The organism is Olsenella sp. AGMB03486 (assembly GCF_040884255.1).
Classification (GTDB): Bacteria; Actinomycetota; Coriobacteriia; order Coriobacteriales; family Atopobiaceae; genus Olsenella_L; species Olsenella_L kribbiana.
Window position 1 is genome coordinate 34,396 of record NZ_JBEVTM010000004.1, and the last position, 25,771, is coordinate 60,166.

Genomic DNA, 25,771 nt, shown 5'->3' on the forward strand with positions numbered 1-25,771 from the left:
GCCTCCCGAAACAGAAAAAGGCCGCTTCCCATCGGGAAAGCGGCCCTGGCTGCATCTTTCAGGAATGCTATGCCTCGAACTCCATGTCCTTGGATTCCTTGATCATGAGGAGCGCGACAAAGGCAACGACGGACATGGCAACAAGGTACCAGCCCACACCCTGGATGCCGAAGGCAGCGACAAGTGCCGTAGCGATCGTCGGGGCGAAGGCGCCACCCAGGATCGAGGCGAGGTTGTAGGCAAGGCCAGATCCCGAATAGCGCACGTTTGCCGGGAAGAGCTCAGGCAGATAGGCGCCGCAGGGACCGAACAGGCCGCCCATGAGGGCAAAGCCGACAGCGAGGAAGACATAGACGGCAAGGGAGTTCTGCGTCGTCAGAAGCTGCGGCGCGAAGAAGCTGAAGACGACCGTCAGGAAGGTGGCGAGCAGAAGCACCGGACGGCGTCCGCGCTTGTCTGCCTCGACGCAGCCGACGACGATGAAGACAGCGAAGAAGACGATAGCGGCAAGCTCGAGCTTGAGGAAGTCGGTCTGCGCAAAGCCCAGGGTCTTGACGCCGTAGGAAAGCGACCAGGTGCCGAGCAGATAGAAGAGCGTGTAGGTGATGCCCATGGCACAGGTGCCAAGAACGACCTGCTTCCAGTACTTGCGGAGCTCCTTGAGCGGGCTCTTGACGACACGGTCCTCCTTCACGGCCTTCTGGAAGACCGGCGTCTCGCTCATGCGGTTCCTGACAACGAGGCCCACGACGACAAGCACGGCAGAGAGCAGGAACGGGATGCGCCAGCCCCAGGCAACCATCTGGTCGTTCGTGAGGTTCGACTCGAGCACGAGGTTCACGCCGTAGGCGAAGAAGAAGCCAAGCGGAGCGCCGAGATTCGGGAAGGATCCCCAGAGGGCGCGCTTGTTGGCAGGAGCGTTCTCCGTTGCCACAAGGGCAGCTCCCGACCACTCGCCGGCAAGGCCCAGGCCCTGGCAGGCACGACAGATGCAGAGCAGGACGACAGCCAGGGGGCCAAGCACGTCGTAGCCCGGCAGCACGCCGACGACAAACGTCGCCGTCCCCATCATCATCAGAGCCATGACAAGGGTCTGCTTGCGGCCGAGGCGGTCGCCGAAGTGGCCGAAGAGAAGCGAGCCGAAGGGGCGTGCCAGGAAGGAGACTGCGAAGGTCACGAACGACAGGAGCGTCGCCAGGAACGGATTGGACTTCGCGACATCCGTGAAGAAGACGAGGCCGAAATAGCTTGCAGCAGCGATCGAGTAGCAGTAGTTGTCATAGAACTCGATGGCGGTACCGATCATGGAGGCTGCCATCACTTCGAGGACGGAGTCGCGGTGCGGCTCTTCTGTATCTGCGGCCGGATTCACGGCCATTGCGTCTGATGCCATCTTTTTTCCTTTCGATAGATATAGCAGGAGGCCCGGAACTGCAGATATGCAGCCCCGGGCCTCCTCAACCGTGGCTGCCTGCAAGGGTGCAGGCAGCCATGCATGGCAGCCTGCACCTAGATAATCACGACGATGGTAATGAGGCGTGCCATGGTGAAAGATCCTTTCGGGTGTGCGTGCGCCCTGTGCGCTCGCGTTGAGTGAGACTATGACGGTCAGGAGAGGAAAACTTGGCAAGATTGAGCCCTGCGTAATATACATGAAACACTATTCGGCAGAACGCATCGTTTTGTCGGCAAGCGGTATGCAGATGAGCTGGGAAAACGTTACTATCTGCATGGAATGCGCTTTTTATTTAGCAAATACAGGTATATGGAGAAGCTGTTGTCTGCATTCATGCAGCGCAATCAGGCATGGACTGTCGTGCCGGAGAGCCCGTCGATCACATCCGGGGCCTTCACAAGCGAGCCTATGACGCAGGTACGGCCCGGGCGGCTCCGCACGAACTTGATGGCAGCACGCACTTTGGGCTCCATCGAACCCTTCCCGAACTCTCCTGCATCGGCGAGGCGCTCTGCCTCATCCGCCGCGATGTCCTCTATCTCCTTCTGCTCCGGCGTGCCGAAGCCGGTGCAGGCATGCTCGACCGCCGTAAGCAGGATGAGCCGCTCGGCGTAGCAGTCCTCCGCCAGAAGCTCTGCGCCCATATCCTTGTCGATCACCGCAGCAACGCCCTTGTAGGCGCCCTTGTCCGAGTAGTCGCGTATGACGGGGATGCCGCCGCCTCCGCAGGCGATAGGGATGAATTCATTGTCGAGGAGGTTCAGGATGCTTGGCGCCTCGACGATCTTCTTCGGCTCGGGGCTGGCGACGACCCTTCTCCAGCCTCTCCCGGAGTCCTCCATGAAGGACATGTCGGGATGCTTTGCTTTGAGCGCATCTGCCTGCTCCTTCGTGAGGAAGGGTCCGATCGGCTTGGTCGGATGCACGAAGGCAGGATCGTCCGGATCGACCTCCATCTGTGTCACGACGGTCGCGACATGCCAGCGCTTGTACGCCTTGTGCATAGCGACACCAAGGGCCTGCTGGAGGTGGTAGCCGATATATCCCTGGCTCATGGCACTGCACTCAGGCAGCCCCATGGCAGGAGCCATGCCCGCCTCGGAGGCATAGCTGAACGTGTCCTGGATCATGCCGATCTGGGGACCATTGCCGTGGGTGATGATGATCTCGTTGCCGTGGGAGATCATCTCGACAAGAGACGGCGTGATGGCGCGCAGGCGCGCCATCTGCTCTTCCGGCGTATCTCCGAGGGCATTGCCGCCCAGAGCGATGACCACACGCTGATCGGTATTGATACGCATGAAGAGCCTCCCTGCCGAGCTTGCCAGGACATGTGCCAGATTAGCGCAGGCAGAGCCGGCATCTCCCAGACCTGGAAAACCGTCACCCCCTAGCAACGTCTTGGCCATTGAGCAGAAAAAGTTGCTCGGGCCTGCCATCTGCTGCCATCCAATCCGCGTAGCATAGAGGACGGAAGACAGCAATGCGCCAGAAGGGATACCCGCATGTACAGGCTTGTGGCAAGCGATATGGACGAGACGTTCCTCGATTCCGGCCATGAGGTGCCGGAAACGAATATCGAGGCAATACGCGAGCTCAGGAAGCTTGGCTGCCTCTTCGTCCCGGCATCGGGCAGAGCCTATGGCTCTGTCATGGAATCCCTCCATGCGATTCCCCCCGAGCTCCTCGAAGGCTCCTATCTCATCAGCTACAACGGCGGATGCCTGAACCGCATAGGAGACGCAGAACCTCTCTCCTACCACACGCTTCCCCACCAGAAGGCAGAAGCGCTCTATGTGTACGGCATCAAGCTCGGCTGCGTGAGCATGCACGTCTATGAGGTATCGGGCAAGGTCTGGGGCTGGAATCTCCAGCCTGAGGAAGTGGACTATCTTGCAGGCCACATGGATATCGAGCCGACAGATGCCGCCTCGCTCGACTTCCTCGAGGATGTGCCCATTGCAAAGATGCTCTACTGCATCCCTGACGGGACAGAGGAACTGCAGAGAATCGAGCGCGAGATGCCCGTAGAGCTCAAGCAGGGCACCTCGACGACCTTCAGCTCGGGGCGCTATCTCGAGTTCAATCCCGAAGGCGTCGACAAAGGCCAGGGTCTTCGCAATCTCGCCAATCTCCTCCATATCGATCTTGCCGAGACGATAGCCGTGGGAGATGCTGCAAACGATGCAGGCATGGTGGATGCCGCAGGCGTAGGCGTCTGCGTCGCAAATGCACGCGACGGCCTCGACAGGGTTGCAGACTATAGGGCTGCATCGACAAACGATGACGGGGTCATCAAAGAGATCCTGGAGAAGATCGTCCGCCCCGCAAACGAGGCATAGGCCATCTCTGGCAGCCGCCTCTCCCCTCCTGCATCCTGGCCTTACTGCATCCTTACGCGCTGCAGATGCCCTGCATAAGCAGGTCAGCTATCTTGAGGGCAGGACAGGTCTCAGATGATGGGAGCGCCTATGCACAAGACGTTCGTCATTCCCTGCAGTCCCCATGCTGACAGGATGGCAGAAGCAATCGAGCAGAGGGCGAACAATCTCGAGCAGGATGGCTACGACGTGGTCTCTTTTGCTGTCTCTGCCAAGGCCATCATCCTGGCCAGGAAACGTGATTCCGGGGAGGCATGACCATGGAGAAGCATCTCGAAAGCACTTGCAGTCATCGGCACCATCGGCGTTGTCTGCGGCATCATGGGCTGCATCGGCCTTTTTGCAGGCGGCCCCTTCGGCGATTTCATGCAGGGAGCCACGCCTGGCATCGTGATCGGGCTTTCCGCCCTTCTCCTTATCATCCGCCCCAAGGCTGACCAGGCATCTCAAAACGAAGCTTCGGACCTTGCAAACAAGATCGAGGCATCCCCCATGAACGAAGCCCCTCCCCGGCAATGTCCGGAAAGGGGCTTCAATCTTTCTTGGTTCTTCCTCTATCTCCAGATGCCGCGCCTGTGGCGGATCGTGTAGTAGAGGTCGTTCTCCATTGCCAGGACCTCAGGAATGGGGACAGGCTTCAGCGGAGCCATGTGCATCTTCTTCTTGATCCAGATCCAGGAGTAGATGCCGAGCACAAGGAAGCAGGCAGCCGAGAGCAGCCAGATTGCAAGGGCTTCGTCCGGGTCGGACGAGATGTTTGCAATCATGAAGATTGTGCCCAGGATGCCAATGACGGGAATGAGAGGGCCGCCCGGGACCTTGAAGGCACGCGGTGCCTTCGGGAAGCGCTTCCTCAGGACCAGCACGTCGATATCCGCAAAGATGTAGGACACGAGCCAGAGCACCGTCACGACGAGGATCAGAAACGAGATCGCATCGGAGGAATCGCCCGAGAAGAAGGCAATGACGCAGATGGAAATCGTGACGAAGAGAATGGCCACAGCCGGTGCCCCATGCTTGTTCTTCTTTGCGAAGAAGTGCGGCATCATGTTCACCTTTGTCATTCCGTCCGTGATCTGGGAAAGCCCGTTCACGGTCGAGTTCTGCGACCCTGTGAAGGCAAGCGCCGAGACGACGCACATCCAGATCTTCCCGAAGCTGCCCAGAAGGTCCTCGCCGTAGAGCAGATGCGGCGTGGCAGACTCGGAAAGGCCTGCCCAGGGCACGTAGTTCGAAAAGCCGACAACGACAATGGAATCCATAACGAAGATGAGGCAGAGCGAAAGCGCCATGCCAAGCGGGATGTTGCGCTTTGCATTGCGCACGTCCTTCGAGATGGGGATTGCATACTCGGCGCCGACGAAGAGCCAGGATGCCGTGCCGACAGCGGCGATGACCGAAGCGGGGTCGGTCGCGACAGCAGCCTCCTGCTGGACGATCTGGCCTGTGCCGAGCTTGAAGGCGCCGATGAGGCCAATCACGATCATCGAGATCAGAAGCAGGTAAGACACGAAGTCCTGGAGCTTCGCGAAGACATCGACACCCATGAGAGCGCAGATCGCGATGACAGCAGAGACGAGCGTCGGCCAGAGCGCAGCCGGAATCGGAATCGGCAGGGTCTCTGCCATGACGGAACCGAAGATGGCAGCCTCGACGCCGCCGCAGAGGATGTTGCAGACGAGGTAGCCGCCGACCATCGTGACAAGGGTCGGAAGAGGTCCGAGTCCTGCAAGCGTGTACTGCACAAGTCCGCCTGTTGCATTGGGCATGAGACTGTTGAGCTCTGCCATGCAGGCAGCCGAGCACAGGTTCAGGACGAGAGCGATGAGCATGGCCGGGATGAACATGAGGCCCGCCTCGCCGGCGCCCTGTCCAAGCGATACGAGGCAGCTCATCGAGACGATGAGGCCCATCGAGACAGAGACGACATTCCTGAGCCCGAGCGGCTTGTCCGTGTCGTTAGCCATGTTCCCTCCTAGATAGCGTCAGTGCCTTCATCGCCGGTACGGACGCGCACGACCTGTGCAAGGTCGCTCACAAAGATCTTGCCGTCACCGATGTGGCCCGTATAGAGCTCCTTCTCGATCAGGTCGACAAGCTCGGGCACGCGCTTCGTCTCCACGACGACAGAGATCATGGTCTTCGGCAGGAGCTCCATCTCGTAGTTCTCGTCGACCTCGTATTCCTTCGTGCCCTTCTCGACGCCGCAGCCAAGTACCTGCATCACGGTCATGCCGCGCACATGCGCCTTGCTGAGCGTACGGCGCAGCCCGTCGAACTTCTCCATGCCGGTGATGATGTCGATCTTCGATACGTCAGACATTGAAGCCTCCTTCAGGCGCAGAAGCGCCCTTGTCCGGGACACGCCGTGCCCTGCTTTTAGGTTGGTTGATTGGATTCCTGGAGATGCCAGGCTGGAAGAGTCTAGGCTGCCGGAGAGACGGTCAGGCGGAACTGCCCTGGCGTCATGCCGGCGAACTCGTTGAACTCATGCACGAGATGCGACTGGTCCGCATAGCCGCAGGCAAGGGCGATCTCGGGAGCGTTCTGGATATCCTTCTCGCCTGAGATGAGCTCCATTGCACGCTGGAAGCGCACGAAGCGCGCATAGAGCTTCGGAGAGAAGCCGTGCACCTCGGCGAACGCCTTCCTGAGATAGTGCGGAGAGACGCCTGCAGCTGCTGCAACAGAGGAGATCGGAGCAGATCCGCCCGTGCGCAGGATCTCGTGGCGGGCGAAGCGCTCGAGCTCGCGCACCTTGGAGGTGCCAGGCTTTGCTGCAGGAATGCTTTCGTCCTGTTCCCAGGTCACGATGGCAGAGGCAAGCACCTGCATGCGCGCCTTCTGGTCCGGGGCCTCGAAGAGAAGGTCTGCGAGCCTGCCCTCCGAAGCATCCTTGTCGAGCACGATATCGGCGTCGACGAGGTCTTCAGGAGAGAGCCCCTTCGGAAGCGGTGCCTCACCTGAACGGAAGCGGCAGCCCACCCAGGAACGCCCTTCCGCGAAGGCCCAGGTACGGGCAGAGGAGACCGTGCCGCCAATCACAGCAACGATATCGGAAGAACCGATGCCGAAGGAAAGGTCGACGCAGCCATCCGGAACGGCCCACGAATGCGCCGCCTCAGATCCGGTAGAGAAGGCATAGACGAGCGAGGCGCTGCTGCCGGCAAGCTTCTGTTCGTGGTAGTCGAGAACACCGAGCGGAAGATAGGGCTGATGCGTCCTCTCGAGTGCTGGACCATCTTCCTGCGTGCCTTCGGTCTCCTGCTTTGCGGCACCGGTCCCACTGGACACGCCGCATACACGCCTTGCACTTCCGGCCATTGCTGCCTCCCACAACGTGTCGGAAAGCAGCGTCTCCCTGTTGGCGCGGCTTTCCCCATTGCCTCAAAGGTACAAGCCGCGCTTTGCAGGGATTTGCGGGGGCGGTTACAGGCCTGTTGCCCGACCGTTTCGATTGCCGCCCCCGCAGACCATCAGAACATCTCCGGCTTGTCCCAGAGGTTGAGCTTCACGCCGATGCCGAGCTCTTTGGCCTTGCGGTAGACATCGCCGCCCCAGGCGATATCCTCGACCGGCATGCCGCCGACAGAGTAGACAATCGTCTGGTCCTCGCTCACACGGCCCGGCACCTTGCCAGTGATAACGTCGGCAATGTTCACGATCGAGGAGCGCTCGATCTTGCCCTCATGCGCAAGGTCAGTGAAGGCGCAGCCGATAATGCCCATCTTTGGGTAGGTCGGATACGGATACTCCTCTTCCCATGCGTCGTAGAGGCCCATGTTGTCGACGACGAGGCGGCTCTTGAGAAGGAACTCCTCGTCAAAGAGGGCAGCCGAGGGCATGGACACGAGCGCGCCCGGTTTGATCCAGGAGCCCTCGACCTTCGGGAAGGTGGAGATGTCGTCTGCGACAGTCGTCGTGAACGAGACGATGTCGGCGTCCTTCACGGCCTCCTCGATCGTATCGGCGACCTCGATCGTCTTGATGCTCGGAAGCTCTTCCTTCACGAAGGAGACGAAGGAGTCAAGCGAGCGCTTGCCACGGCCCTTGATGCGGATCGTGTCGAGCGTAGGGCAGGCTGCCACGAAGGCAGCAGCAGAGGTCTTGCCCATGACGCCAGGGCCGACGATAGCGGCGATTCTGGCATCCTTCGGTGCCAGATAGCGGGCGCCGACACCGGGGATGCCGCCCGTACGATAGGCGGAGAGGAGGTTTGCGGACATGAGGGCAAGAGGGGCGCCGGTATCCTTGTCGTTCAGCATCATCATGAGGATGGAGCGCGGCAGGCCCTTGGCCTTGTTCTCCATGTTGGAGCCGTACCACTTCATGCCCGCCATCTGCCAGCGGCCGCCGAGGTAGGCAGGCATTGCCATGAACCTTCTATCCTCGCCGTTTTTCGGCATGCCCGGGAACTTCGGGTCGTCCGGGAACATGATCATCGTGCCGTGCGAGTTATGGTTCTCGCCGCCCATCACGTAGTCGCCCTTGGCAAGCGTGACGAGGAGCTCCTCCATGCAGTCAACGCAGGCAGGCATGTTCTTCACACCTGCCTTGATCATGTCAGGCTCGCTGAGGTACAGGAAATCGATGCGGGTATCCATGGAATGGTCCTTTCTGTCAGGCGGCAGCACCGCACGTGAAAGCTGGAAATACCTGCCGTCTAGGCACGGGCATGGAAGCGGTCGTAGCGGAAGGCCGAGATGTCGAGCGTCGTCTTCTCATCGCGTGCGACCTCGGAGAGAAGCGTGCCGACAATCGGGGAGATGCCGAAGCCGTGTCCTGTGAAGGCGCAGCCGACAACAAGACCCGGCACTTCGTCAATGGCACCGAGCACGGGCACGCCGTCGATGCAGACGTCCTCGTAGCCGCCCCAGGTGCGCACGATCTTTGCATCGGCGAGCTTCGGGATGTAGCGCAGGATGCCGCGGCAGATGGCAGGAGCCGTGATGGACGACGTCGCATCGTGGCCGTTGTCCTTGTTCACATCCTCGAAGCCGGAGTCGCCACCGAAGACGAACGAGCCGTGCTTCGTCTGGTGTCCGTAGAAGTCGGCGTCAGCTGTGCCGAGCATCTGTGGGAACATCTTCGGCTCCATCTCGGTCACAAGCGCCTCGATGAGGACATTCGACATCGGCACATCGATGCCGACGGTGCCGAGGATCTTGCGGGAGGCATAGCCTGCGCAGACGATCACGCGGTCGGCCTCGAACGTGGCTTCGGGGCAGACGACCTTGCGGACAGCGCCGTGCACCTTCCTGAGCTCCGTGACCGGCATGCCGGTGTAGAAGCGCACGCCGAGGCGGCGCGCTGCCATGTAGTAGGCATAGGTGGCCTTCAGGGGGTTTGCATGGCCATCCGTCGGGCACCAGGAGGCGCCTATGACCTCGTCGGAGAGGTATGGGTTGATGGCCCGGACCTCGTCTCCCGAGATCATGCGCATGTCGAGGCCCTGGGCCACGGCCTTGTCGCGCAGGCCCTCGAGAATCTTGATGTGGCGGTCGGTCTTGCCGAGACGGAGGTTTCCGCCCTGGCAGTACTCGACATCGGCACCGAGCTCCTCGGAAAGGGTCGGCCAGAGATGCTTCACGGCATACATCGCAAGCGGAAGCTCGCGCGGGTCGCGGCCGGACTGGCGGACACCGCCGCCATTCCTCGTCGATCCGCCATTGCCGATGATGTCAGAGGCCTCGAGCACGATGACGGAGGTGCCTTTCTTTGCCAGATAGTATGCTGTCGCACAGCCGATGATGCCAGCACCGACGACGATCACGTCAGCCGTGCGCTCGGGGATGTCGGCCGTCGTTCCCTTTGCCATCTCACTCGCCATCCCTTCCACCTTCCTTCGCGAATACGCTCATCTCGATCGGACGCATGGGAGCACGCGAGCTTGCAGGCTCGAGCTCGTCAGGCGAGACAGCGAGCTCCCGGGCAACGATGCCCTTCACGAGACGTGCGCAGGTCTGTCCCTGGCAGAGCCCCATGCCGCAGCGCAGATACCTTCTGATCTCTGCAATCGTGAAGAGGCCTGCATGCACAGCCTGCCTGATCTCGCCCTGCGTGACTTCCTCGCAGCGGCAGACGATCATGTCATCTCCCGGCTTCGGCTCGAAGGGGCCGAGGTCCCTTGTGCGGTCGTTGATATCCTTCATCTGGAACACTCCCCCTCAAGCTTCTGCGACAGCATCTGCTGCCTTGAAGAAACGTGCCTTCATGGCCATGTCCTGCGGCACCTTGACCGTGACGATCGCGGTATGGTCGAAGGCCTTCGTGCGCTTGACGCCCGTGACTTCCGCCTCGCAGACCGGCTCGCCGGAACGTCCGAGCGCCATGCCCTTCTGGCCTTTCGCAGGCAGCGGCAGGAACTCATAGGGGAACGTGACCTCGGCATATCCCGGCTCCGTCTCCTCGTTCACGAGGAAGATGGCCTGGCCCGGGCAGGACGCGACGCAGAGTCCGCATCCGATGCAGGAAGCATCCGGCTCAAGCTGCGGCAGTGCGGTGATGTGGTCGCCGACCTTGATGCAGTGCTTCGGGCAGACGTCCTGGCAGGGGTTGCACGGGATGTTCTGCGTGCACTCGATGACAGGATGGATGCCGACACGGTGCGTGACGCCCGGGAAGCGCTCGATCTCGTCGTCTGCCACATAGCCGTGAAGCAGGAGGCTCTTCGAGACGGGGATGCCCTCTTCGGTCTCCTCAATCTTCTTGCCGCGGTTCTTCGGGGCGAACATGCCCTGGCGCAGGCCATCGAGCGCCTTCTCGTTGGCGGCAACGCCCTCTTCCATCTCGTCCTCGGAGATGTAGCCGAGGTAGGAGGCGGCAGCAAGTCCAGCGATTCTGCCTTCGATCATGGCAGAGGATGCTTCCTCGATGCCCGAGACATCGCCTGCGGCGAAGATGCCGGGGATGGACGTCTCGCCGAGGTCGTCCACGACCGGAACCTGGCCGCCGCGCTTCCTGTCATCCACGACGTTGCAGCCGTCCATCTTGAAGAGCTGCGACATCGGGGAGAGGCCGACAGCGACGCAGATCGTATCGACGTCGAAATGCTTCTCGGTGCCAGGGATGAACTGGAAGTGCGAGTCGACCTCGGCAATCGTGACGCCGGTCACGTGGTCCGTGCCCTCGGCACGCTTGATCGTGTGGGAGAGGTAGAACGGGACGCCCGTGCGGGCGACCTTTGCGGCATGCACGCCGTAGCCGCCGACATGGGGAGCTGCATCGACGAGCGCCACGACGTCGCAGCCTGCCTGCTTGAGCTGGTAGCTGACGACGAGGCCGACATTGCCGGTGCCGAGCATGAGGACATGCTCGCCCGGCTTTACGCCGTGCAGGTTCATCATCGTCTGGGCAGCGCCGGCGCCGATGACACCAGGAAGCGTCCAGCCCTCGAACGTGACCATGTTCTCGGCTGCGCCCGTGGCGACGACGATTGCATCGCCCTTGTAGTGGTTGACCTCAGAGCCCTGGCGGACGACGATCTCCTTGTCCTGGTAGAGGCCGATGACGGTAGAGTCAAGCTCGACCTCGACGCCGAGCTTTGCCGCCTCATCGAGGAGCTCCTGGCCGATAACGAAGCCACGGACCTTGGCGCGGTGCTCCTTCGAGCCGAAGAACTTGTGGATCTGCTTGAAGAGCTGGCCGCCCGGGCGAGCGTTCTCGTCGAAGACGACGACGGAGACGTCGTGCTTTGCCGCCTCGATGGCAGCGGACATGCCGGCGGGGCCGGCACCGACCACGATCAGATCGTAGCGCTTCATGCCGCACCGCCTTCCTTTCCGTCCGTCTCATCGAAGGGGACATCCGTGACGCCGTACTGGGTCTCGACCTTCATGCCTTCCACCAGAGGCGTCATGCAGGTCCTCACGTTGGGAACGCCGTCGACGACCATCACGCAGTCCGTGCAGCGGCCGATAGCGCAGAAGATGCCGCGGGGCTGGTGCTTCTTGGCCGTATAGCGGTGCACCATCACGCCCGCTGCCTTGAGAGCCATAGCGACCGGCTCCCCCTCATAGCCCTGGAGCGTCTTCCCGTCATAGGTGAAGCTCACGAGCTTTCCCTTCTCGGGCACGCCAAGTATCGGATGTTCAGCAATGCGCGTTCCCATGGTCCCCTCCCTGGTTCTGTATGCAGAAGGTCTTGGACCCTTCTGCATTGCACTTGCTCTTTTCGCCTCTCTGAGGCCCTCCCTGGAGGCCTCCTCAAGGCTTGAGACTGTAATACGGCAGGTCAGAAGGCGGGTATTGTAAAAAAGGGACCTCTCGGCATCTTGAAACAGTGGTTTTGCGAGCGCGCAATCTTCGGAAACAAGCAGGAAATCCCGACGGGAAAAGCCTGCAACAAGCAGCTCCCACATGCCAGAAGGCATCCCTCAGAAGACAGGAGCCAGCCATCACCTGCTATCTGCGCACTCTCTGGGTCTTGCCAGGCAAGCCCCGATATCTGCCACCCATCAGCTACACTTTCCATTCGGCAGATGGCACGATTTTCCAGAAAGCAGCAGATACACGATGGCAGAGACATCCCAGAAGGCGGCCGTGAGCCCCAAGACGCAGAAGATATTCGGTTCCTGGGCAGGCATGCTTGCAGCCTGCCTCATTGCCTGCTTCCTCTGGGGATCGGCCTTTCCCTGCGTGAAGATAGGCTATGCCTTCTTCGGCATCGCCGCCTCCGATACCGCCTCGATCATCATGTTTGCAGGCGTGCGCTTCACGCTCGCAGGGCTCCTCGTCGTGGCCGCCCTCTCGATTGCAAGACACAAGCCGTTCCTGCCCGAGAAGCGCGACCTCAAGGTCATTGGCATCCTGTCGCTCTTCCAGACGATCCTCCAGTACCTCTTCTTCTATGTGGGCCTTGCGCATGCCACAGGCGTCACGAGCTCCATCATCGAGGCCACAAACACATTCTTCTCTGTCCTTCTGGCAGCGCTTGTCTTCAGAAACGAGCGCCTCACGACGAGAAAGGTTCTGGGCTGCATCGTCGGCTTTGCCGGCGTCGCCCTGGTCGACCTCGCCGGACAGACCGGTGCCGGCTTCACATTCACGCTCGCAGGCGAAGGCCTCGTCCTTGCCTCGACGATCGCTGCCGCCACCTCGAGCAACCTTGCAAAGCGCTTCTCTGAGGAGCACGATCCTGTGCTCCTGAGTGCCTGGCAGTTCGTCTTCGGCGGCCTCGTGATGCTCATTGTCGGCGCGGTGGCAGGCGGACACGTCGCGCCTGCTCCTGCATCGGATCCTGTCGCCTCGAACCTTCTGCTCCTCTATCTGGCCTTCATCTCTGCTGCCGCCTACTCGCTCTGGTCTGTCGCCCTTGCCTGCAACCCGCTCTCGCGTGTCGCCGTCTTCGGCTTCATGAACCCGGTCTTCGGCGTCATCCTCTCGGCGCTCCTGCTGAACGAAGGCAGCGTCCTCGACCCTGCGACAGCCATCATCTCGCTTGTCCTCGTGAGTGCCGGCATCATCATCGTGAACCGTCCTGCAGAAGAGCCGAAGCCAGCAAAGGCCTAAAAGGCAGGAAACAGGCTATCCCTGCGGCGCATCGAGCTGCCTCATCCCGTCATAGAGGTATTCCTGGGCGCTCGTCTGCGAATGCTCGTAGCCATCCACCACGAGATAGACGAGGTTCGCGGCAAGCGTGCCATCTGCATCCGCAAAGCCATCATCGCTCGTGCTGAAGGCATCGGTGCGCTCCTTCAGGCGGTCGACCATCACGCTCATGTTCTCGTACGTGATATCGGCTGTGCCATCTGCTGCAAAGACGAGATAGTCCTCCTTCGGCATCCCCGATGCCACAGCAGCATCAGCCACGGAGTCTGCCTGCGCGATGCACTCATCGTCGGTCGATTCGTACCTCATGTTGCCGCAGAGCGGCAGGTAGTACTTGAACCAGGGCAGGTAGTGGATGAGCACATACCACGTCTCGTAGGCTCCCATGGAGAAGCCGCCGAAGTGGCGGCGCTCGCGCGATGCCGCAAAGCCTGCATCGTCTGCCGTTGCGGCAAACGTGCGGTAGTGCGTCTCGACTGCCGGCATGAGATCTCGGCCAAGCTCATAGATGTAGGACGTGAACTCTGATGCCCAATGGTCATTCCCCTCAGGGATGGAAGGCGTCACGACGATGGTCGGCCGCACGAGCCCGTCTGCCATCAGATGGTCCAGGATCCTCTTTGCATCCGAACCAGACGTATGGGGCTCGCCAAGCCACGAGCTCTCATCCCCGCCTGCTCCATGCTGGAGATAGAGGATATCGAAGGGCTTATTGCCGCTTGCACTGTAGCCATAGGGCAGATAGACATTGCAGGTCTTCGTGAACGTCTTGCCATCCCCTGCCCCGTCATCCCCGTAGGTCTGAGTCTCATACTCGAAGGCCTCGATGGTTCCTGGATGGTCGCAGTCCTCGAAATAGCTCTCCGGCACCGGCTGGATATCGGCATGCACCGCCTTCGTCATCAGATCGGCATCTTCGATGCTGCGCTCGGCAAAGCCATGCGCATCGAAAGCAGAATCATCGCCGCTCTCTGTGCCCACGCCTGCATCCGCTGCTGCATCTTCCTCGACTGAGACTCCGGAATCGGAAGATGTACCACCTGCAGCTGAGCAGGCAGAGATGAGGGCCGTGCCTGCCAAGAGGCCTGAAGCCTCGACAAAGCCTCTCCTCGAAATCGTCCATCCTGCGTTCCTTGTGCCAGTCTTCATCTCGGAGCCTCCTGTCTCTGAGCTGATTCTAGGCCGAAAGCAGAGATGCCGCCTGCTGCATGCTTTGCCGCACTGCCGCGCATTCCCGAATCTTTCCGCTCCTGAAGCCATACAGCAATCCCTGCCTCTGCTGACTGGCCCGGACCTATACTTCAGGCAGCAGCAAACGGCAGAAGAAAGGGGCTTCATGAAGGCAGAAGACATCAAATGTGCCGCATCGGTCTGTGCAGGCGTCATCGGCTACAGCTATGCGCTCAAGTTCGCAATGGTAGGGCTCGAGGTCTGGGCACAGAACAGGACCGAAGAGTCGAGCGCCCGTGCTAAGGGCCGCGTCGAGGAGAGCCTCTCCTCGCTCGTGAAGAACGGCGTCTACACCGAGGATGAGGCAAAGGAGGTTGCGGGGCGCATCCACTACACGACATCCATCGCAGAAGCCGTGAAGGAGGCCCAGTTCATCCAGGAGAGCTCGGCTGAGCACTACGACGTCAAGTGGCAGATCGTGGACGAGATCGAGGCCGCGGCCGCCCCTGATGCCATCATCGCAAGCTCCACCTCAGGCCTGCTTGTGACAGAGATTGCCAAGAATGCGAAGCACCCCGAGCGCTTCTGCGGCGGACACCCCTACAATCCGCCCCATCTCATCCCGCTCGTCGAGATCACCCGCGGTGAGAAGACATCGGAAGAGACCGTAGAATGCGCCAAGGCCTTCTACCAGAAGCTCGGCATGGAGCCCGTCGTGCTCAAGAAGGAAGCGCTCGGCTTCATCTGCAACCGTCTCCAGATGGCCCTCTACCGCGAGGTCGCGAACCTTGTCATGTCCGGTGTCTGCACCGTCGAGGATGCAGACAAGGCCGTCACGTTCGGTCCAGGCATCCGCTGGGGCATCATGGGACCGTCGCTAGTCTTCGAGCTCGGAGGAGGTGCAGGCGGCGTCTCTGGCCTCATGAACCATCTGCATGACTCGACGACGCTCTGGCTCCAGGACATGGCAGACTGGAAGGAGTTCCCTGCCGAGTGGGCAGACATCGCGCAGAAGGGTGTCGACGAGGAGCTGGCACATCGTCCTGCAGAGGTCGGCAACACCCCTGAGACCCTGGCAGAATGGCGCGACAAGATGCTCATCGAGGAGCTGAAGCTGCACCACAAGCTGTAGAGACAATCGTTTCCCTGCAATGAAAGAGTGCCGACCCGCGGACTGCAGGGCGGCACTCGGCTTTTCTGGGTGCAGCAGACCTATCCAAGCATCTCTTCGAGCTCTTCAGGTGCGAAGACATAGTTTGCGCCGCAGAAGTGGCAGTGGACATCGGCAGACCCGACCTTCGCGATCAAGTCGCACGGTACGGTACATGCTCCTAAAACCAGAGACCTAGAACAGGCACGCAGCCCTTCAATCCTGTCGGTCCGGCATCTTATAATTCAAAACAACTCGCTTCATTCGCCAGCAAGGAGGGAAGACAGCATGGACGTGAAAGAAGCCGTCAAGATCGCTGCCGCCTATGTAGCCAATTTGGAAGGCATGGCAGCAGACGAACAGGGAGAAACAGACCAGGACAAGGTTCTCCGGGACATTCGGTTTGCTATCGAAGGCACCCGCTACGACGACGAGCACAAGCTCTGGGATATCACTGTTGGATTTGCTCGCAAGTGGGACCAGGCAAGCGCTTCTCCTCTGGCAGGCCTTTCCGCAGCCCTGCAGCCTCCCCGAGACAACCGCACGTTCAAGACAGTTTGCATCGACGACGTATCCGGAAAAGTCGTTTCATATGGTGATAAATAGACCAAGAAGAGTCGTGCTCGATGCGAATATGCTTGTGCTGCTTGCCTACGGCACAATCGATCGCAATGCGCTTGGCAGAAAGCGCAGGGTACGTGCCTACATGCCGGAAGACATCGATATAGTGCATTCGGTTATTGCACGGTTCAGCCAGATGGTCGTGACGCCGAATGTGGTCACCGAATGTTCCGATCTTATGCCTGACAAAGGCGATGAAGCCGAGAAGACATGGCTCAGATTGTTTCTCCAGGCAAGTCCTGAAGTGAGCATCGAAGAATATGTTCCAAGCAGGACCATTGCAGATCGAGATGAATATCTTTGGCTCGGGATTGCGGACTGCTCGCTACTCTCGCTCATAGATAGCGATACTGTATTGTTCACTGCGGATGGCAGGCTGCATGATGTCGCAGCACGCATCAATCCGCTCTGTATCAACTTCAATCACCTGAGAAACTTTGCATAAACGTCGCCGGCGCATGCTATAGAAGCATGACAGAGCGCTCCGCGGTCCAGCGCCCGACGAAATACAGCTTAGCGTTTCGCAAGAGAGCACTTCGCCGGGTCGCATCTGTTCTATCTAAGGCAGGCAGCTCTATCCGAGCATCTCTTCGAGCTCTTCAGGAGCGAAGATGTAGTTCGCGCCGCAGAAGTGGCAGTGGACATCGGCAGGCTCGCCCTTCGCAATCATGTCACGCATCTCATGCTCCCCCAAAGCCATCACGCACCGGGCTGCGCTCGAGCGGTCGCAGCCGCAGTGGAACTCGGCAGGCATGACAGAAAGCTCCTGGAAGTCCATGCCACGCAGCAGATGGTCAAGCATGTCAGTGGGGCTCATGCCGCTCTCGAGCATGTCCGTGACCGACTTCACGCCACGCATATTGCTCTCGAGGTCCTCAAGCACATAGTCGTAGCAGCCCGGCATTGCCTGGATAAGGAAGCCGCCCGCCTGGCGCACGGAGAAGTCCGTATCCACAAGGACACCGACGCCGAGCGTCGTGGGGATCTGCTCGCTCACGGCGAAGTAGTACGTGAGATCGTCTGCAATCTCCCCTGTGACAAGGCCGACCGTGCTCGAATAGGGGTCCATCCCCGGTATGTCATGCACGACGGAAAGCGTGCCGGGCGCAAGCGAACGTCCGACATCGAGATGGCCGTCTTCCCTCAGCGGGAGCCAGACATTCGGATGGTTCGCGAATCCCTTGACCTGCCCCCTGTTGTTCGCGGTGACCGTAAGGCCGCCGACCGGGCCATCGCCGCGTATGCTCAGCGTCACGAGCTCGTCGTCCACCTTCGACATTGCGCCGATCATCTGTGCTGCCATCATGAGACGTCCGAGCGCTGCTGTCACGACGTTGCTCGTATGGTGATGGTCGCTTGCTGCCTGCACGGTCTCGCGTCCGGTGATAGCGAAGGCACGGAGCTGCCCGTCTGCTGCCGTGCCGCGGACGATATGGTCATGGGCGCGGATCTTTGCATCCGCAAAATCGATGATGGTATCTGCCATGGAACTCTCCTCTGCCTGCGTGCCATAAGGCACCTCTTCATTGGCTTGTGTGATACCCCAAAATATCATCCCTGTCATGCAAGAATTGCGACCTCACAGGCCGCACATCACATGTTCACGGCAGCCATGCCTTGAAGCTCTGTGCGGAAATGGAAAAAGAGACTCGGTAGAATGATGGAGCCTGAAACCACGAGACAGCAGAGACTGGCAGGCCAGCCACAGAGAGGAAGAATCTGCTCATGATGGACACAGATGAGGCTCTCTCATTCCTGCACGAGACGGTCGCCCCTTCTCTTGGCTGCACCGAGCCTGCCTGTGCCGCACTTGCTGCTGCAGCGGCAGCAGCCACGCTCGAAGGCGCGCCAGAACATATCTCCCTCACCGTCAACCCCGGCCTCTACAAGAACGGCATGTCTGTCGCGATTCCTGGCTTCGATGCTGTCGGCATGCCCTATGCCGCAGCCCTGGGCGCCCTCATCGGCACAACCGAGCATGGCCTTCAGATCTTCTCTGGCATCACGTCCGAAATCGTGAAGGCAGCCCATGCGCTCGTGGAATCAGGCAAGGTAGAAGTAAAGGTCGACACAGATAAGAGCAGCATCTATGCTCGCTGCACGATAGCATCCGGCGAAGAGACAGCAGAAGCCCTGATCGAAGGAGCACACACGAATATCGTCGAGGTCACACGCGACGGGAAGACCTGCTTCGAGAAGGATGCAGAAGCGAAGAGCGAAAAGCCAAACCTCACAGCTTCGCTTGAAGACATGACCATAGCCGAGATAAGCGGGCTCGCAGACCGCATGGACCCGGCAGACATCGACTGGCTCGTCGATGCTGCAGAAATCAACAGTCAAGTGGCCGCCTACGCCGAGGAGCATCCAAGCCCTGTCGGCATCGCCTCCGCCCTCTCCAAGACCACATTTGTCGGAGAGGCAGACGAGATGATGCGTGCCGTCGGCTCTGCCATCGAGTCGAGGCTCGATGGCGCACCCTGCACGGTCTCGAGCAGTGCCGGTGCCGGCAGCAAGGGCCTTGCCCTCACGCTTCCGCTCACCATTGCCGCAGAGCATGCAGGATCCGACCGCACCAGCCTGGCACGCTCCCTTGCCTTCGGACATCTGCTCAACAGCTACATCAATGCGAGAATAGGCAAGCTTTCGGCTGTCTGCACCTGTGCAGCCGCTGCCTCCACTGCAGCTTCCGCTGCGCTCGTGAAGCTCTGGGGCGGCAGTACCGATGAGATGGGCTTTGCCATCCGCAACATGACGGGCACCATCGCCGGCATGATCTGCGACGGCGGAAAATGCGGCTGCGCAATGAAACTGGCAATGGCAACGAATGCGGCCTATCTATCTGCGAAGATGGCATGCGCAGGCTCGGCACTTCGTGCAAGCGATGGCATATGCGACGTCACACCAGAGCAGAGCATCGAGAACATGGCCCGCATCGCCCACAACGGCATGAAAGATGTCGACCGTGAGATCCTCGAAATCATGCTTGCCAAGAAGGAGCAGCGGGACTGCAGAGAGCGCTGATTGCAGGAGCATCATCCAAAGCAGGAGTCTGCTCTTACCGTACGCTGCGCTGACCTGGTCCCCATAAGCTGAACATGGACCCATCCTCAAAATGCAGGAGCGCCATGGATATCGAATACAAGGTCGAGTTCAGCTACGAAGAATTCCGAGGGATGCTTACGAAGATCGGCAGCTTCTCTATTCGCAAGATGCGGATAGCCAGGCTCGTGTGCATCGCGCTCTGGGCCGTCATCTGCCTTTCCATTCTCCTCAATGCATTTAGCCACAGCATGCTCGATCTCGCGCAGCTCTTCTATATCGTGTTGGCTCTCTCTAGAAGAGATTGCCATGCCGGAGGAGATCCTGAAAAAGCATCCCGCCCTTCCCCAGAAGATATCGGAGGCCATACGGCAGCAAACAATGCAGCTCGCCAATGCATTGGAGACGCATGACAAGGCCTGGGCAGATGATCTGACAAGCTGGCTTGAAGCTGTCTGAGAACGGTGGGCATATGCAGGCCCTGCCTGGCCAATCATCCTCTTCAATCAAGTCCGCTGTCATTAGGATGCAGCATCTTCTCCTGCAACAATTGGGGGCAAGCCTATGAGCTGCCCCAAGTGGCAATACGTTGCAGCCGAAATGTTTGAGGTCACAGTCTATGGAGGTGCATTGCCATTGTTAAGCACCAGGCGGTCTTAGATGACTCTGCACGGAGCATCTAACTGCTCTGATAAATAGCTTCGGTATGCCGCTAGCACGTTGGAGGATACTCTTGTCTGCTATCCCAATCGCCGCAAGCGCGTCCAGCTTCCAGCTCAACTCCTGTTCGCGTGTTCGCTCCTGCGCATAGCCGGATAGCTCACCCGAGGGGTTGTCTCCTCCCTTCCCCTCAGCAGATGCTACACGAAACATCCCCATATCCATATGCGCCACTCATCCGCCGGAAGAGCACTGAGCGGGTCTGGATACCATCGGTCTCGCTTCCTTGATAAATCAAGTTTTCTTCACGCTGATTTAAAGAATCATTGTCTCAAAATCATGCTCGGTCAGGCGCATGCCTTGCAGAAGCGATTCTTCGAGGCCGGCATCAGCTGCACCCACTTCACGCAGAAGCGCCAGCACCTCACAAGCATAAGATGAAAGGCGCTCGGCAGGAACCACGGTACTCATAGCGCGCAGCAGTTCTCCAAAGCCCTTATCGATGTTCTTACCAGCTCGGGCACAATACAACCTCTCCCCGTGAGCACAGACGTTTCTGAACTCAGGTAGGGTGTGGTAGGCATATTCGAGTGCCCGCTGCTTGACCACCGGACGTCCCAGGGCACGTGCCAGCGCCACGCAGGTGCGAGTCTTCACAGACTGCTCTTGGAAGTCGAAGAAAGCCGACATTATCCCGAACGTGAGACACTTAGAAGCCACCCACAAAGGAACGACGTGATAGTTTTTATCGTAGTGGGCAATGTAGGCTTTGTGAGGTCGGTTGTCACGTACCCCCTGCAGAGTCGAAAGAAGTCGAATGAGCCCTTTGGTGTACCGCCATTCTGGTCTGTAATCGGACTTGGAGCAGTAGCATGCAGGATCCAGGTAGTCATCTGGCCCGCCATGTACCGAGCAGAAGGCGTAAACGGTTGCTGTGCGCATGGCAGCTTCGGCCTCGAGAAGTATTGCCATGGTGACGTCGCGCAGCTCCTTGTCGAAGATGAACACACGGCTCAAGGCGTCGAAGGTAGATCCATCACGATAACGGTCCTCACCAGCAAGGTTGGAGGCTTCAAGGTCAAGAAAGGCATCCTTGTAGCCATTCACGACAGCATAGTAGTTTTCGCGCAGGAGGAAGGCAGCTGCGCGATTCTGATCGCTGATGCCAAGCCCACGTGACCGCAAGATTTCGACCTGTTCGTCGATAGTCTTGAAAGGCTTGGGATTTTCGCGCGACATACTACACCACCTCCCTATATACAGAGAAACCGCCAAGTGCCTCCGGCACCTGACGGCTCTCCTGCCCACAGCTCGAATCGAACGTGTGAGCGTCTCAATGGCTAAATAATAAAGCATCCCCAGATGTAGGTCAACGCTATCGCAGCCTCCGAAGAGAGTCGCAGCTGAAGCGCAGCAAGCGAGACATTACATGAGCGTTTGCCTTGTCCGAACGGGACTGCGGTGGTGATCCTGGACCGAATCCATCCTACGCTGCCAGCAGGCCCAAGTCCCTGCGGTACTGCATGGGGCTCCTGCAGTCCAGGTCGCCCTTTGTCCTGACATCCCTGTACCATCTGAGGTAGGCGTCGAGCATCCCCATGAACTCCTCGAGTGTAACCCCGGTCCAGTCGCAGCCGTGGAAGAGCTCTGTCTCCAGCCTCCCGAAGAAGCCCTCTAATGCGCTGGATGCGATTATGTGCCGAGTGGGTGCCGGACGGCAGGCGGAGGGGCCCGGCCATCCGGCGCCCAGCACATAATGCATCGCGCTACAGGGATTCGAGGAAGCTGAGGATGTCCCCCTGGGCTCTGTAGCGCCTGCAGCCGGATTCCTGCCGGCTGTCCGGATGCACCCTCGCCAGCGCATCTTCCTTCCTGGACATGCTTGCGACCATGTATCTGTGCGTCGTCTGCACGCTCTCATGCCCCAGCCATATGGCGATCGTCGAGAGGTCGACTCCGGATTCCAGCATGGCCATCGCGCAGGAATGGCGGAACACGTGGGGCGTGATCCGCTTTCCGGCGAGGGCAGGATGGAGCTCCGACGCCCGGCGAACGGCTGCATCGATCCGCGACCTTGCGCCCGACCTGCTCGGATGCTCGACATTCCTCCCGGGGAAGACGAAGTCGTCGGCTCCGAGCTGCCTCTCCTCGGCGAATGCCGTGACCTCGCCGGCAACCTCTGGCCAAAGGGGCAGCGTGCGCTCCTTGCGCCCCTTTCCCGCAAGATGCACCGAGAGCCTGCCCCCGCGCCTCTCGAAGCTGCGCATCCTGAGGGCGACGGCCTCGCTTATCCTCGCTCCCGTGCTGAAGAGCAGCGACAGCAGGAGATGGTCCTCCTGCCCGCGCCGCGAGGCGGCATCGCATGCATCGAGGAGCCAGCCGACCTCCTCCTGCGTCAGATAGCCGACCTCGCGCCTCTTCTCCGTGCGGCGGGGGATGTCCGAGATCCGCTTCATCTCGGCAAGCCGCTCCGGAGCCCTGTATGCCGCATATGAGCAGAACGCCTTTATGGCCGCGAGCCTGCAGTTCACGGTCTGCGCCGAATTGCCGCGCCTCTCGGCGAGGTACAGCAGGAATTCCTCGACGTTCTCTGCCGTGAGGTCGTCCATGCCCACCTCCGATGCATCTGTGCCCCTCTCGTCGCGGAACCATCTGGGCATGAGCGAGAACGCATCGCGGTAGGAGGCGACGGTCTCCGGCGAGAGCTGCCTTCCGGCAGCCATCCACTGGAGGAAGAACCCCTTCAGGAGCTGTGGGAGGATGTCCTTCATGCCCGGTCCGCCTCCATCCGCATCGCGCGGCGGAACGAGTCTGCCGCCACTGCCATGAGCTCGGGGACGCCTGTCAGATACCAGTAGGTATCCGAGAGCCTGCGGTGCCCGACATAGGCCGAGAGGCAGGGCATCATCGCGTTCACATCCTCGCCTTCCGCATGCCAGCGCAGCAGGGTCGACACGCAGAACGAATGGCGCAGGTCGTGCAGGCGCGGCCTCCTTCCTGAGAAGGCCCCGCCCCTCCCGATGAGCGTCCAGCGGATCTCCGAGAACATGCCTTCCGCAGAGTCCCTGCTGAGCGGCCTTCCGCCGGCCGAGACGATCATCCGGGCCGGAGCCCTGCCGCCTGCCTTCCCGCTGCGCCCCTCGACGTATCCTGCGATGCGCTCTGCGGTGCCCGGCGATACCGGGATCGTCCTGGACGATCCGAACTTGGAATCCCTTACAGCAAGGGTCCCGGCATGCGCATCGAAGTCGGCATCCTCGAGACCGAGCGCCTCGCCTATGCGGAGCCCGCATGACCACATGAGCCCGATCGGGAACGAGAGGCCCCTGCCCCTGAGGCCGTCTGGCGAGCCTTCCGAGAGCGCAGCGCGCATGAGCAGGCAGACATCCTCCTCGCTGTAGATGTACGGGACGACCCGGTCGGATGTGCGTCCGAGGAGCCCGGGCCGCATTGCGGGAAAGGCAGGGTCGAGCGCATGGGCGAATCCCGAGAAGCGCCTGACCGTCTCGTACCGCTGTGCCTGGTACGACCTCGGATGGCCGGCGCCGCTGCATGCCCAGGCGAGCGCCGACCCCTCGGTCGCATCGCCGCCGCCGAGGAAGGCCGCGAAGGCGCGCAGCCTCTGGGCCTCTCCGGCGAAGTCGAACCCGAGCGCCTGCTTGGTCTCTATGTATCTGCTGGCCATCTCCTCGATCCCGCTCATCGCAGCCCCTCTCCGGGCCACGGCGCCGCAGCCCTGCGGAGGTTCTCCGTGCTGACCTTCACGTATCCCATCGTCGTGTCCACGCGCTCGTGCCCCAGCACGTCCGCGACAGTCTTCGCGTCGATCCCCGCATTGGCCATGTTCGTGGCCACCATCCTGCGCAGCCCATGCGTCCCGTGGTGCGCCTCGATTCCCGCACGGCCGGCAGCCAGCGACATCGCCGTCTGGACCTGGTGCGACCGCATGGGCGTTCCGGCCGTGCTCAGGAAGAGGGAGCGGGTTCCTTCGGCCTTCCCCCGCATCGTGGCATAGCGCTCCAGCGCCGCTCCTGTCCGCTCGCCCAGGGGCAGCACCCTCCCTGTCCTGCTCTTCGACCCGCGCACGGCGATCGTGCCGTCTGCCCATGAGATGTCGTCCAGGGCCAGGTTCGCGACATCGCATGCCCTGAGTCCGAGCATGCCCATGCACAGGGCCATCGCCGCATCCCTCGCCCCGCGCACCGTGCCGGAATCGCAGGATGCCAGAAGGGCCTCGAAATCCTCCTCGGAAAGCCGCCCGGGAACCGTGCGCCCGCGGCGCGCAGGGCCGTTCAGCGACACCGCATCGAGCGGCACGCACTCCATGCCCTTCCATCTCAGGAAGCGGATGTACGATCTCAGGTCGCTTCCCTGGAGGGCGCGCATCGACGCGCCTTCGGCCGTGGCTGCGGCCGTATGGCAGCCGGCGAAGCCATGCAGAGTGATCGCCCTGCGCTCGAAGGTGCCATCGGGAAAGACGGCGTGCAGGAACAGCTTTATGGAGGCGATCCTGTTCCTGATGGTCACGGGCTTTATGTTGCCGTGGATGGAGAGATACTTCCCGAATTCCGCAAGCTCCGCATCGATGGCTGCATCCGGCCGGAGCTCCGACGGGACGATGCGCTCGCGGTAGGGCTTCCCGAACCTGTAGGTCCACCATCTCCTCACAGCCGCTGCAGGGATGGTCGACGCCGTGTTGCGCGGCAGCTCCGAGATGTAGCCCTCGACGATCCTCCTGGCCTCGTCCTCTCCCGCTCCGAGCGCTTCCGGCCTCCTCTTCAGGAACGTGCTGACCCGGAAGCGGTAGTTCTTCGATGCAGTCTCCGAGTAGCCGTTGCCGAGCAGATGCCTGTGGAAGCCTTCAAGCTGCTGTATCCTGTCCATTCCGTCTCCTCTCTGCAGGATGCAGTCCCGACAGGGAAGACGTTACAGCGTTATGTGCTCAGCGGGTTGCCGATATGCCCCTCCGCCTGCCGTCCGGCACCCACTCGGCACATAATCGCATCCAGCGCATTAGAGGGCTTATGTGCTTGAGCACATAAGCCCTCCGCGACCGCATTGCCGTGGCAGCTGCCCGTGCGGCCCACAGAGAGCCTCACGCCGTGCGCTGCGGCCCAGGCGGCGAGCTCTGCGCCCGCGTACTGGCTGCCGCGGCCGCTGCGGGATATGGCCCCTCCGGCGACGTATCCGCGCGAATATGCCATATCGAGCGCCGAGACGACGAGCCCTGCCCTCATGCTGTCCCTTATGCTCCAGCCGACGACCATGCGCGTGCACAGGTCCATGGCCACGGCCAGGTAGATGAATCCTCCTGTGGTCCTGAGATAGGCTGTGTCGCCCACGAGCCTCGTGGTCGGCACAGGGCATGAGAAGTCCCGCCTGATGAGGTCAGGACGCTCCGGGGCTTCGGGATCGGGCACGGTGGTCCTCTCCGGGGCATTGGGGCAGATGCCGCGTATCCCCAGCTCGGACATGCATTTCCGCACGCGGCAGCGTGTCGTGCCTGCGAATTCGGCGTACCTGGGATCCCCTGCCAGCTTGGACCAGACCTTGCGGAAGCCGAACCGCCTCCCGCTCGCGTCCCATATCTCGATGATGGCCTCCTTGAGGGGACCCCACGGATCCTCCCCGCTGCCGCCCGCCTTCAGCCACCGGCAGGACCCGACCTGCTCACGCCCAGCACCCGCGCCATCATCGAGACGCTGCAGCTCGCCCTCTCCGCCAGCATCAGCCGGAACCTGTCCTC

The 25,771-nt window shown here is 60.8% G+C and carries 26 protein-coding genes and 1 pseudogene; 8 read left to right on the forward strand and 19 right to left on the reverse strand.

The features are described from left to right. Positions 1-67: 67 nt before the first annotated feature. A complete protein-coding gene (locus ABVS03_RS02870) occupies positions 68-1,393 on the reverse strand; it encodes an MFS transporter (RefSeq protein WP_368017950.1) in 1,326 nt (441 codons plus the stop codon). Between the two features lie 407 nt (positions 1,394-1,800). Continuing rightward, positions 1,801-2,757 carry a carbamate kinase gene (gene arcC, locus ABVS03_RS02875; protein ID WP_368017951.1) on the reverse strand — a complete coding sequence of 319 codons (957 nt, stop codon included), beginning with the start codon at positions 2,755-2,757 and terminating at the stop codon, positions 1,801-1,803. Positions 2,758-2,961: 204 nt separating this feature from the next. Between arcC and ABVS03_RS02880 the strand changes: the two genes are divergently transcribed. Next, positions 2,962-3,798, forward strand: coding sequence for a Cof-type HAD-IIB family hydrolase (locus tag ABVS03_RS02880; RefSeq protein ID WP_368017952.1), 837 nt, complete (start codon positions 2,962-2,964; stop codon positions 3,796-3,798). A 129-nt stretch (positions 3,799-3,927) separates the two neighbouring features. Further along, positions 3,928-4,095 (forward strand): hypothetical protein, encoded by a 168-nt coding sequence (locus tag ABVS03_RS02885; RefSeq protein ID WP_368017953.1) that lies wholly within the window; start codon positions 3,928-3,930, stop codon positions 4,093-4,095. Between the two features lie 296 nt (positions 4,096-4,391). On the opposite strand, the gene ABVS03_RS02890 is transcribed toward ABVS03_RS02885, so the two are convergent. The 8 genes from ABVS03_RS02890 to ABVS03_RS02925 form a co-directional block, all read right to left on the reverse strand. Continuing rightward, positions 4,392-5,804 (reverse strand): APC family permease, encoded by a 1,413-nt coding sequence (locus ABVS03_RS02890; protein WP_368017954.1) that lies wholly within the window; start codon positions 5,802-5,804, stop codon positions 4,392-4,394. An 8-nt stretch (positions 5,805-5,812) separates the two neighbouring features. Then, entirely contained in the window at positions 5,813-6,160 is a 348-nt protein-coding gene (locus ABVS03_RS02895; protein WP_368017955.1) for a P-II family nitrogen regulator, read from the reverse strand. 101 nt (positions 6,161-6,261) lie between these two features. After that, positions 6,262-7,161 carry a helix-turn-helix domain-containing protein gene (locus tag ABVS03_RS02900; protein ID WP_368017956.1) on the reverse strand — a complete coding sequence of 300 codons (900 nt, stop codon included), beginning with the start codon at positions 7,159-7,161 and terminating at the stop codon, positions 6,262-6,264. Positions 7,162-7,313: 152 nt separating this feature from the next. After that, entirely contained in the window at positions 7,314-8,441 is a 1,128-nt protein-coding gene (locus ABVS03_RS02905) for a tyramine oxidase subunit B (protein ID WP_368017957.1), read from the reverse strand. A gap of 59 nt (positions 8,442-8,500) precedes the next feature. After that, positions 8,501-9,667, reverse strand: a complete 1,167-nt coding sequence (locus ABVS03_RS02910) for an NAD(P)/FAD-dependent oxidoreductase (protein ID WP_368017958.1) — start codon at positions 9,665-9,667, stop codon at positions 8,501-8,503. Further along, positions 9,657-9,989 (reverse strand): (2Fe-2S)-binding protein, encoded by a 333-nt coding sequence (locus ABVS03_RS02915; RefSeq protein ID WP_368017959.1) that lies wholly within the window; start codon positions 9,987-9,989, stop codon positions 9,657-9,659. The genes ABVS03_RS02910 and ABVS03_RS02915 overlap by 11 nt, the downstream gene beginning before the upstream one ends. 15 nt (positions 9,990-10,004) lie before the next feature. Continuing rightward, positions 10,005-11,600, reverse strand: coding sequence for an FAD-dependent oxidoreductase (locus ABVS03_RS02920; RefSeq protein WP_368017960.1), 1,596 nt, complete (start codon positions 11,598-11,600; stop codon positions 10,005-10,007). Next, complete coding sequence (locus ABVS03_RS02925; protein ID WP_330972025.1) at positions 11,597-11,947, reverse strand: (2Fe-2S)-binding protein; 351 nt, start codon at positions 11,945-11,947, stop codon at positions 11,597-11,599. The genes ABVS03_RS02920 and ABVS03_RS02925 overlap by 4 nt, the downstream gene beginning before the upstream one ends. Before the next feature lie 403 nt (positions 11,948-12,350). On the opposite strand from ABVS03_RS02925, the gene ABVS03_RS02930 reads away from it, so the two are divergent. Continuing rightward, a complete protein-coding gene (locus ABVS03_RS02930) occupies positions 12,351-13,346 on the forward strand; it encodes a DMT family transporter (protein ID WP_368017961.1) in 996 nt (331 codons plus the stop codon). A gap of 15 nt (positions 13,347-13,361) precedes the next feature. Here the strand turns inward: ABVS03_RS02930 and ABVS03_RS02935 are convergent, their stop codons facing one another. After that, positions 13,362-14,534 (reverse strand): alpha/beta hydrolase, encoded by a 1,173-nt coding sequence (locus ABVS03_RS02935; RefSeq protein ID WP_368017962.1) that lies wholly within the window; start codon positions 14,532-14,534, stop codon positions 13,362-13,364. A 187-nt stretch (positions 14,535-14,721) separates the two neighbouring features. Between ABVS03_RS02935 and ABVS03_RS02940 the strand changes: the two genes are divergently transcribed. From ABVS03_RS02940 to ABVS03_RS02950, 3 genes are all read left to right on the forward strand, one after another. Next, entirely contained in the window at positions 14,722-15,687 is a 966-nt protein-coding gene (locus tag ABVS03_RS02940; RefSeq protein WP_368017963.1) for a 3-hydroxyacyl-CoA dehydrogenase family protein, read from the forward strand. Between the two features lie 306 nt (positions 15,688-15,993). Next, a complete protein-coding gene (locus ABVS03_RS02945) occupies positions 15,994-16,311 on the forward strand; it encodes a hypothetical protein (RefSeq protein ID WP_330972021.1) in 318 nt (105 codons plus the stop codon). Between the two features lie 13 nt (positions 16,312-16,324). Then, on the forward strand, positions 16,325-16,771 hold the full coding sequence (locus ABVS03_RS02950) for a hypothetical protein (RefSeq protein WP_368017964.1): 447 nt from the start codon (positions 16,325-16,327) through the stop codon (positions 16,769-16,771). Between the two features lie 129 nt (positions 16,772-16,900). Here ABVS03_RS02950 and hslO read toward each other — a convergent pair whose 3' ends face one another. Continuing rightward, the gene (gene hslO / locus ABVS03_RS02955; RefSeq protein WP_368017965.1) at positions 16,901-17,812 is read right to left on the reverse strand and encodes an Hsp33 family molecular chaperone HslO; all 912 of its coding nucleotides are present in this window, start codon (positions 17,810-17,812) and stop codon (positions 16,901-16,903) included. Positions 17,813-18,051: 239 nt separating this feature from the next. Here hslO and ABVS03_RS02960 point away from each other — a divergent pair, with 239 nt between their 5' ends. Both ABVS03_RS02960 and ABVS03_RS02965 read left to right on the forward strand, forming a co-directional pair. Further along, the gene (locus ABVS03_RS02960) at positions 18,052-19,347 is read left to right on the forward strand and encodes a serine dehydratase subunit alpha family protein (protein ID WP_368017966.1); all 1,296 of its coding nucleotides are present in this window, start codon (positions 18,052-18,054) and stop codon (positions 19,345-19,347) included. 104 nt (positions 19,348-19,451) lie between these two features. Then, positions 19,452-19,778 carry a hypothetical protein gene (locus ABVS03_RS02965; protein WP_330972017.1) on the forward strand — a complete coding sequence of 109 codons (327 nt, stop codon included), beginning with the start codon at positions 19,452-19,454 and terminating at the stop codon, positions 19,776-19,778. A gap of 562 nt (positions 19,779-20,340) precedes the next feature. Here the strand turns inward: ABVS03_RS02965 and ABVS03_RS02970 are convergent. The 7 genes and pseudogenes from ABVS03_RS02970 to ABVS03_RS03000 all read right to left on the reverse strand — a co-directional run. After that, positions 20,341-21,264: an Abi family protein gene (locus ABVS03_RS02970; protein ID WP_368017967.1), complete on the reverse strand. Its 924-nt coding sequence runs from the start codon at positions 21,262-21,264 to the stop codon at positions 20,341-20,343. Between the two features lie 247 nt (positions 21,265-21,511). Then, the gene (locus ABVS03_RS02975) at positions 21,512-21,889 is read right to left on the reverse strand and encodes an IS3 family transposase (RefSeq protein WP_368017968.1); all 378 of its coding nucleotides are present in this window, start codon (positions 21,887-21,889) and stop codon (positions 21,512-21,514) included. After that, a complete protein-coding gene (locus ABVS03_RS02980) occupies positions 21,792-22,796 on the reverse strand; it encodes a tyrosine-type recombinase/integrase (RefSeq protein WP_368017969.1) in 1,005 nt (334 codons plus the stop codon). Before ABVS03_RS02980 ends, ABVS03_RS02975 begins: the two co-directional genes overlap by 98 nt. Continuing rightward, positions 22,793-23,728, reverse strand: a complete 936-nt coding sequence (locus ABVS03_RS02985) for a tyrosine-type recombinase/integrase (RefSeq protein WP_368017970.1) — start codon at positions 23,726-23,728, stop codon at positions 22,793-22,795. Before ABVS03_RS02985 ends, ABVS03_RS02980 begins: the two co-directional genes overlap by 4 nt. Then, entirely contained in the window at positions 23,725-24,909 is a 1,185-nt protein-coding gene (locus tag ABVS03_RS02990) for a tyrosine-type recombinase/integrase (RefSeq protein ID WP_368017971.1), read from the reverse strand. Before ABVS03_RS02990 ends, ABVS03_RS02985 begins: the two co-directional genes overlap by 4 nt. 50 nt (positions 24,910-24,959) lie before the next feature. Then, complete coding sequence (locus tag ABVS03_RS02995; RefSeq protein WP_368017972.1) at positions 24,960-25,445, reverse strand: DDE-type integrase/transposase/recombinase; 486 nt, start codon at positions 25,443-25,445, stop codon at positions 24,960-24,962. Positions 25,446-25,475: 30 nt separating this feature from the next. Then, a pseudogene (locus tag ABVS03_RS03000) lies at positions 25,476-25,733 on the reverse strand (transposase); the annotation flags it as partial. Between the last annotated feature and the right edge of the window lie 38 nt (positions 25,734-25,771).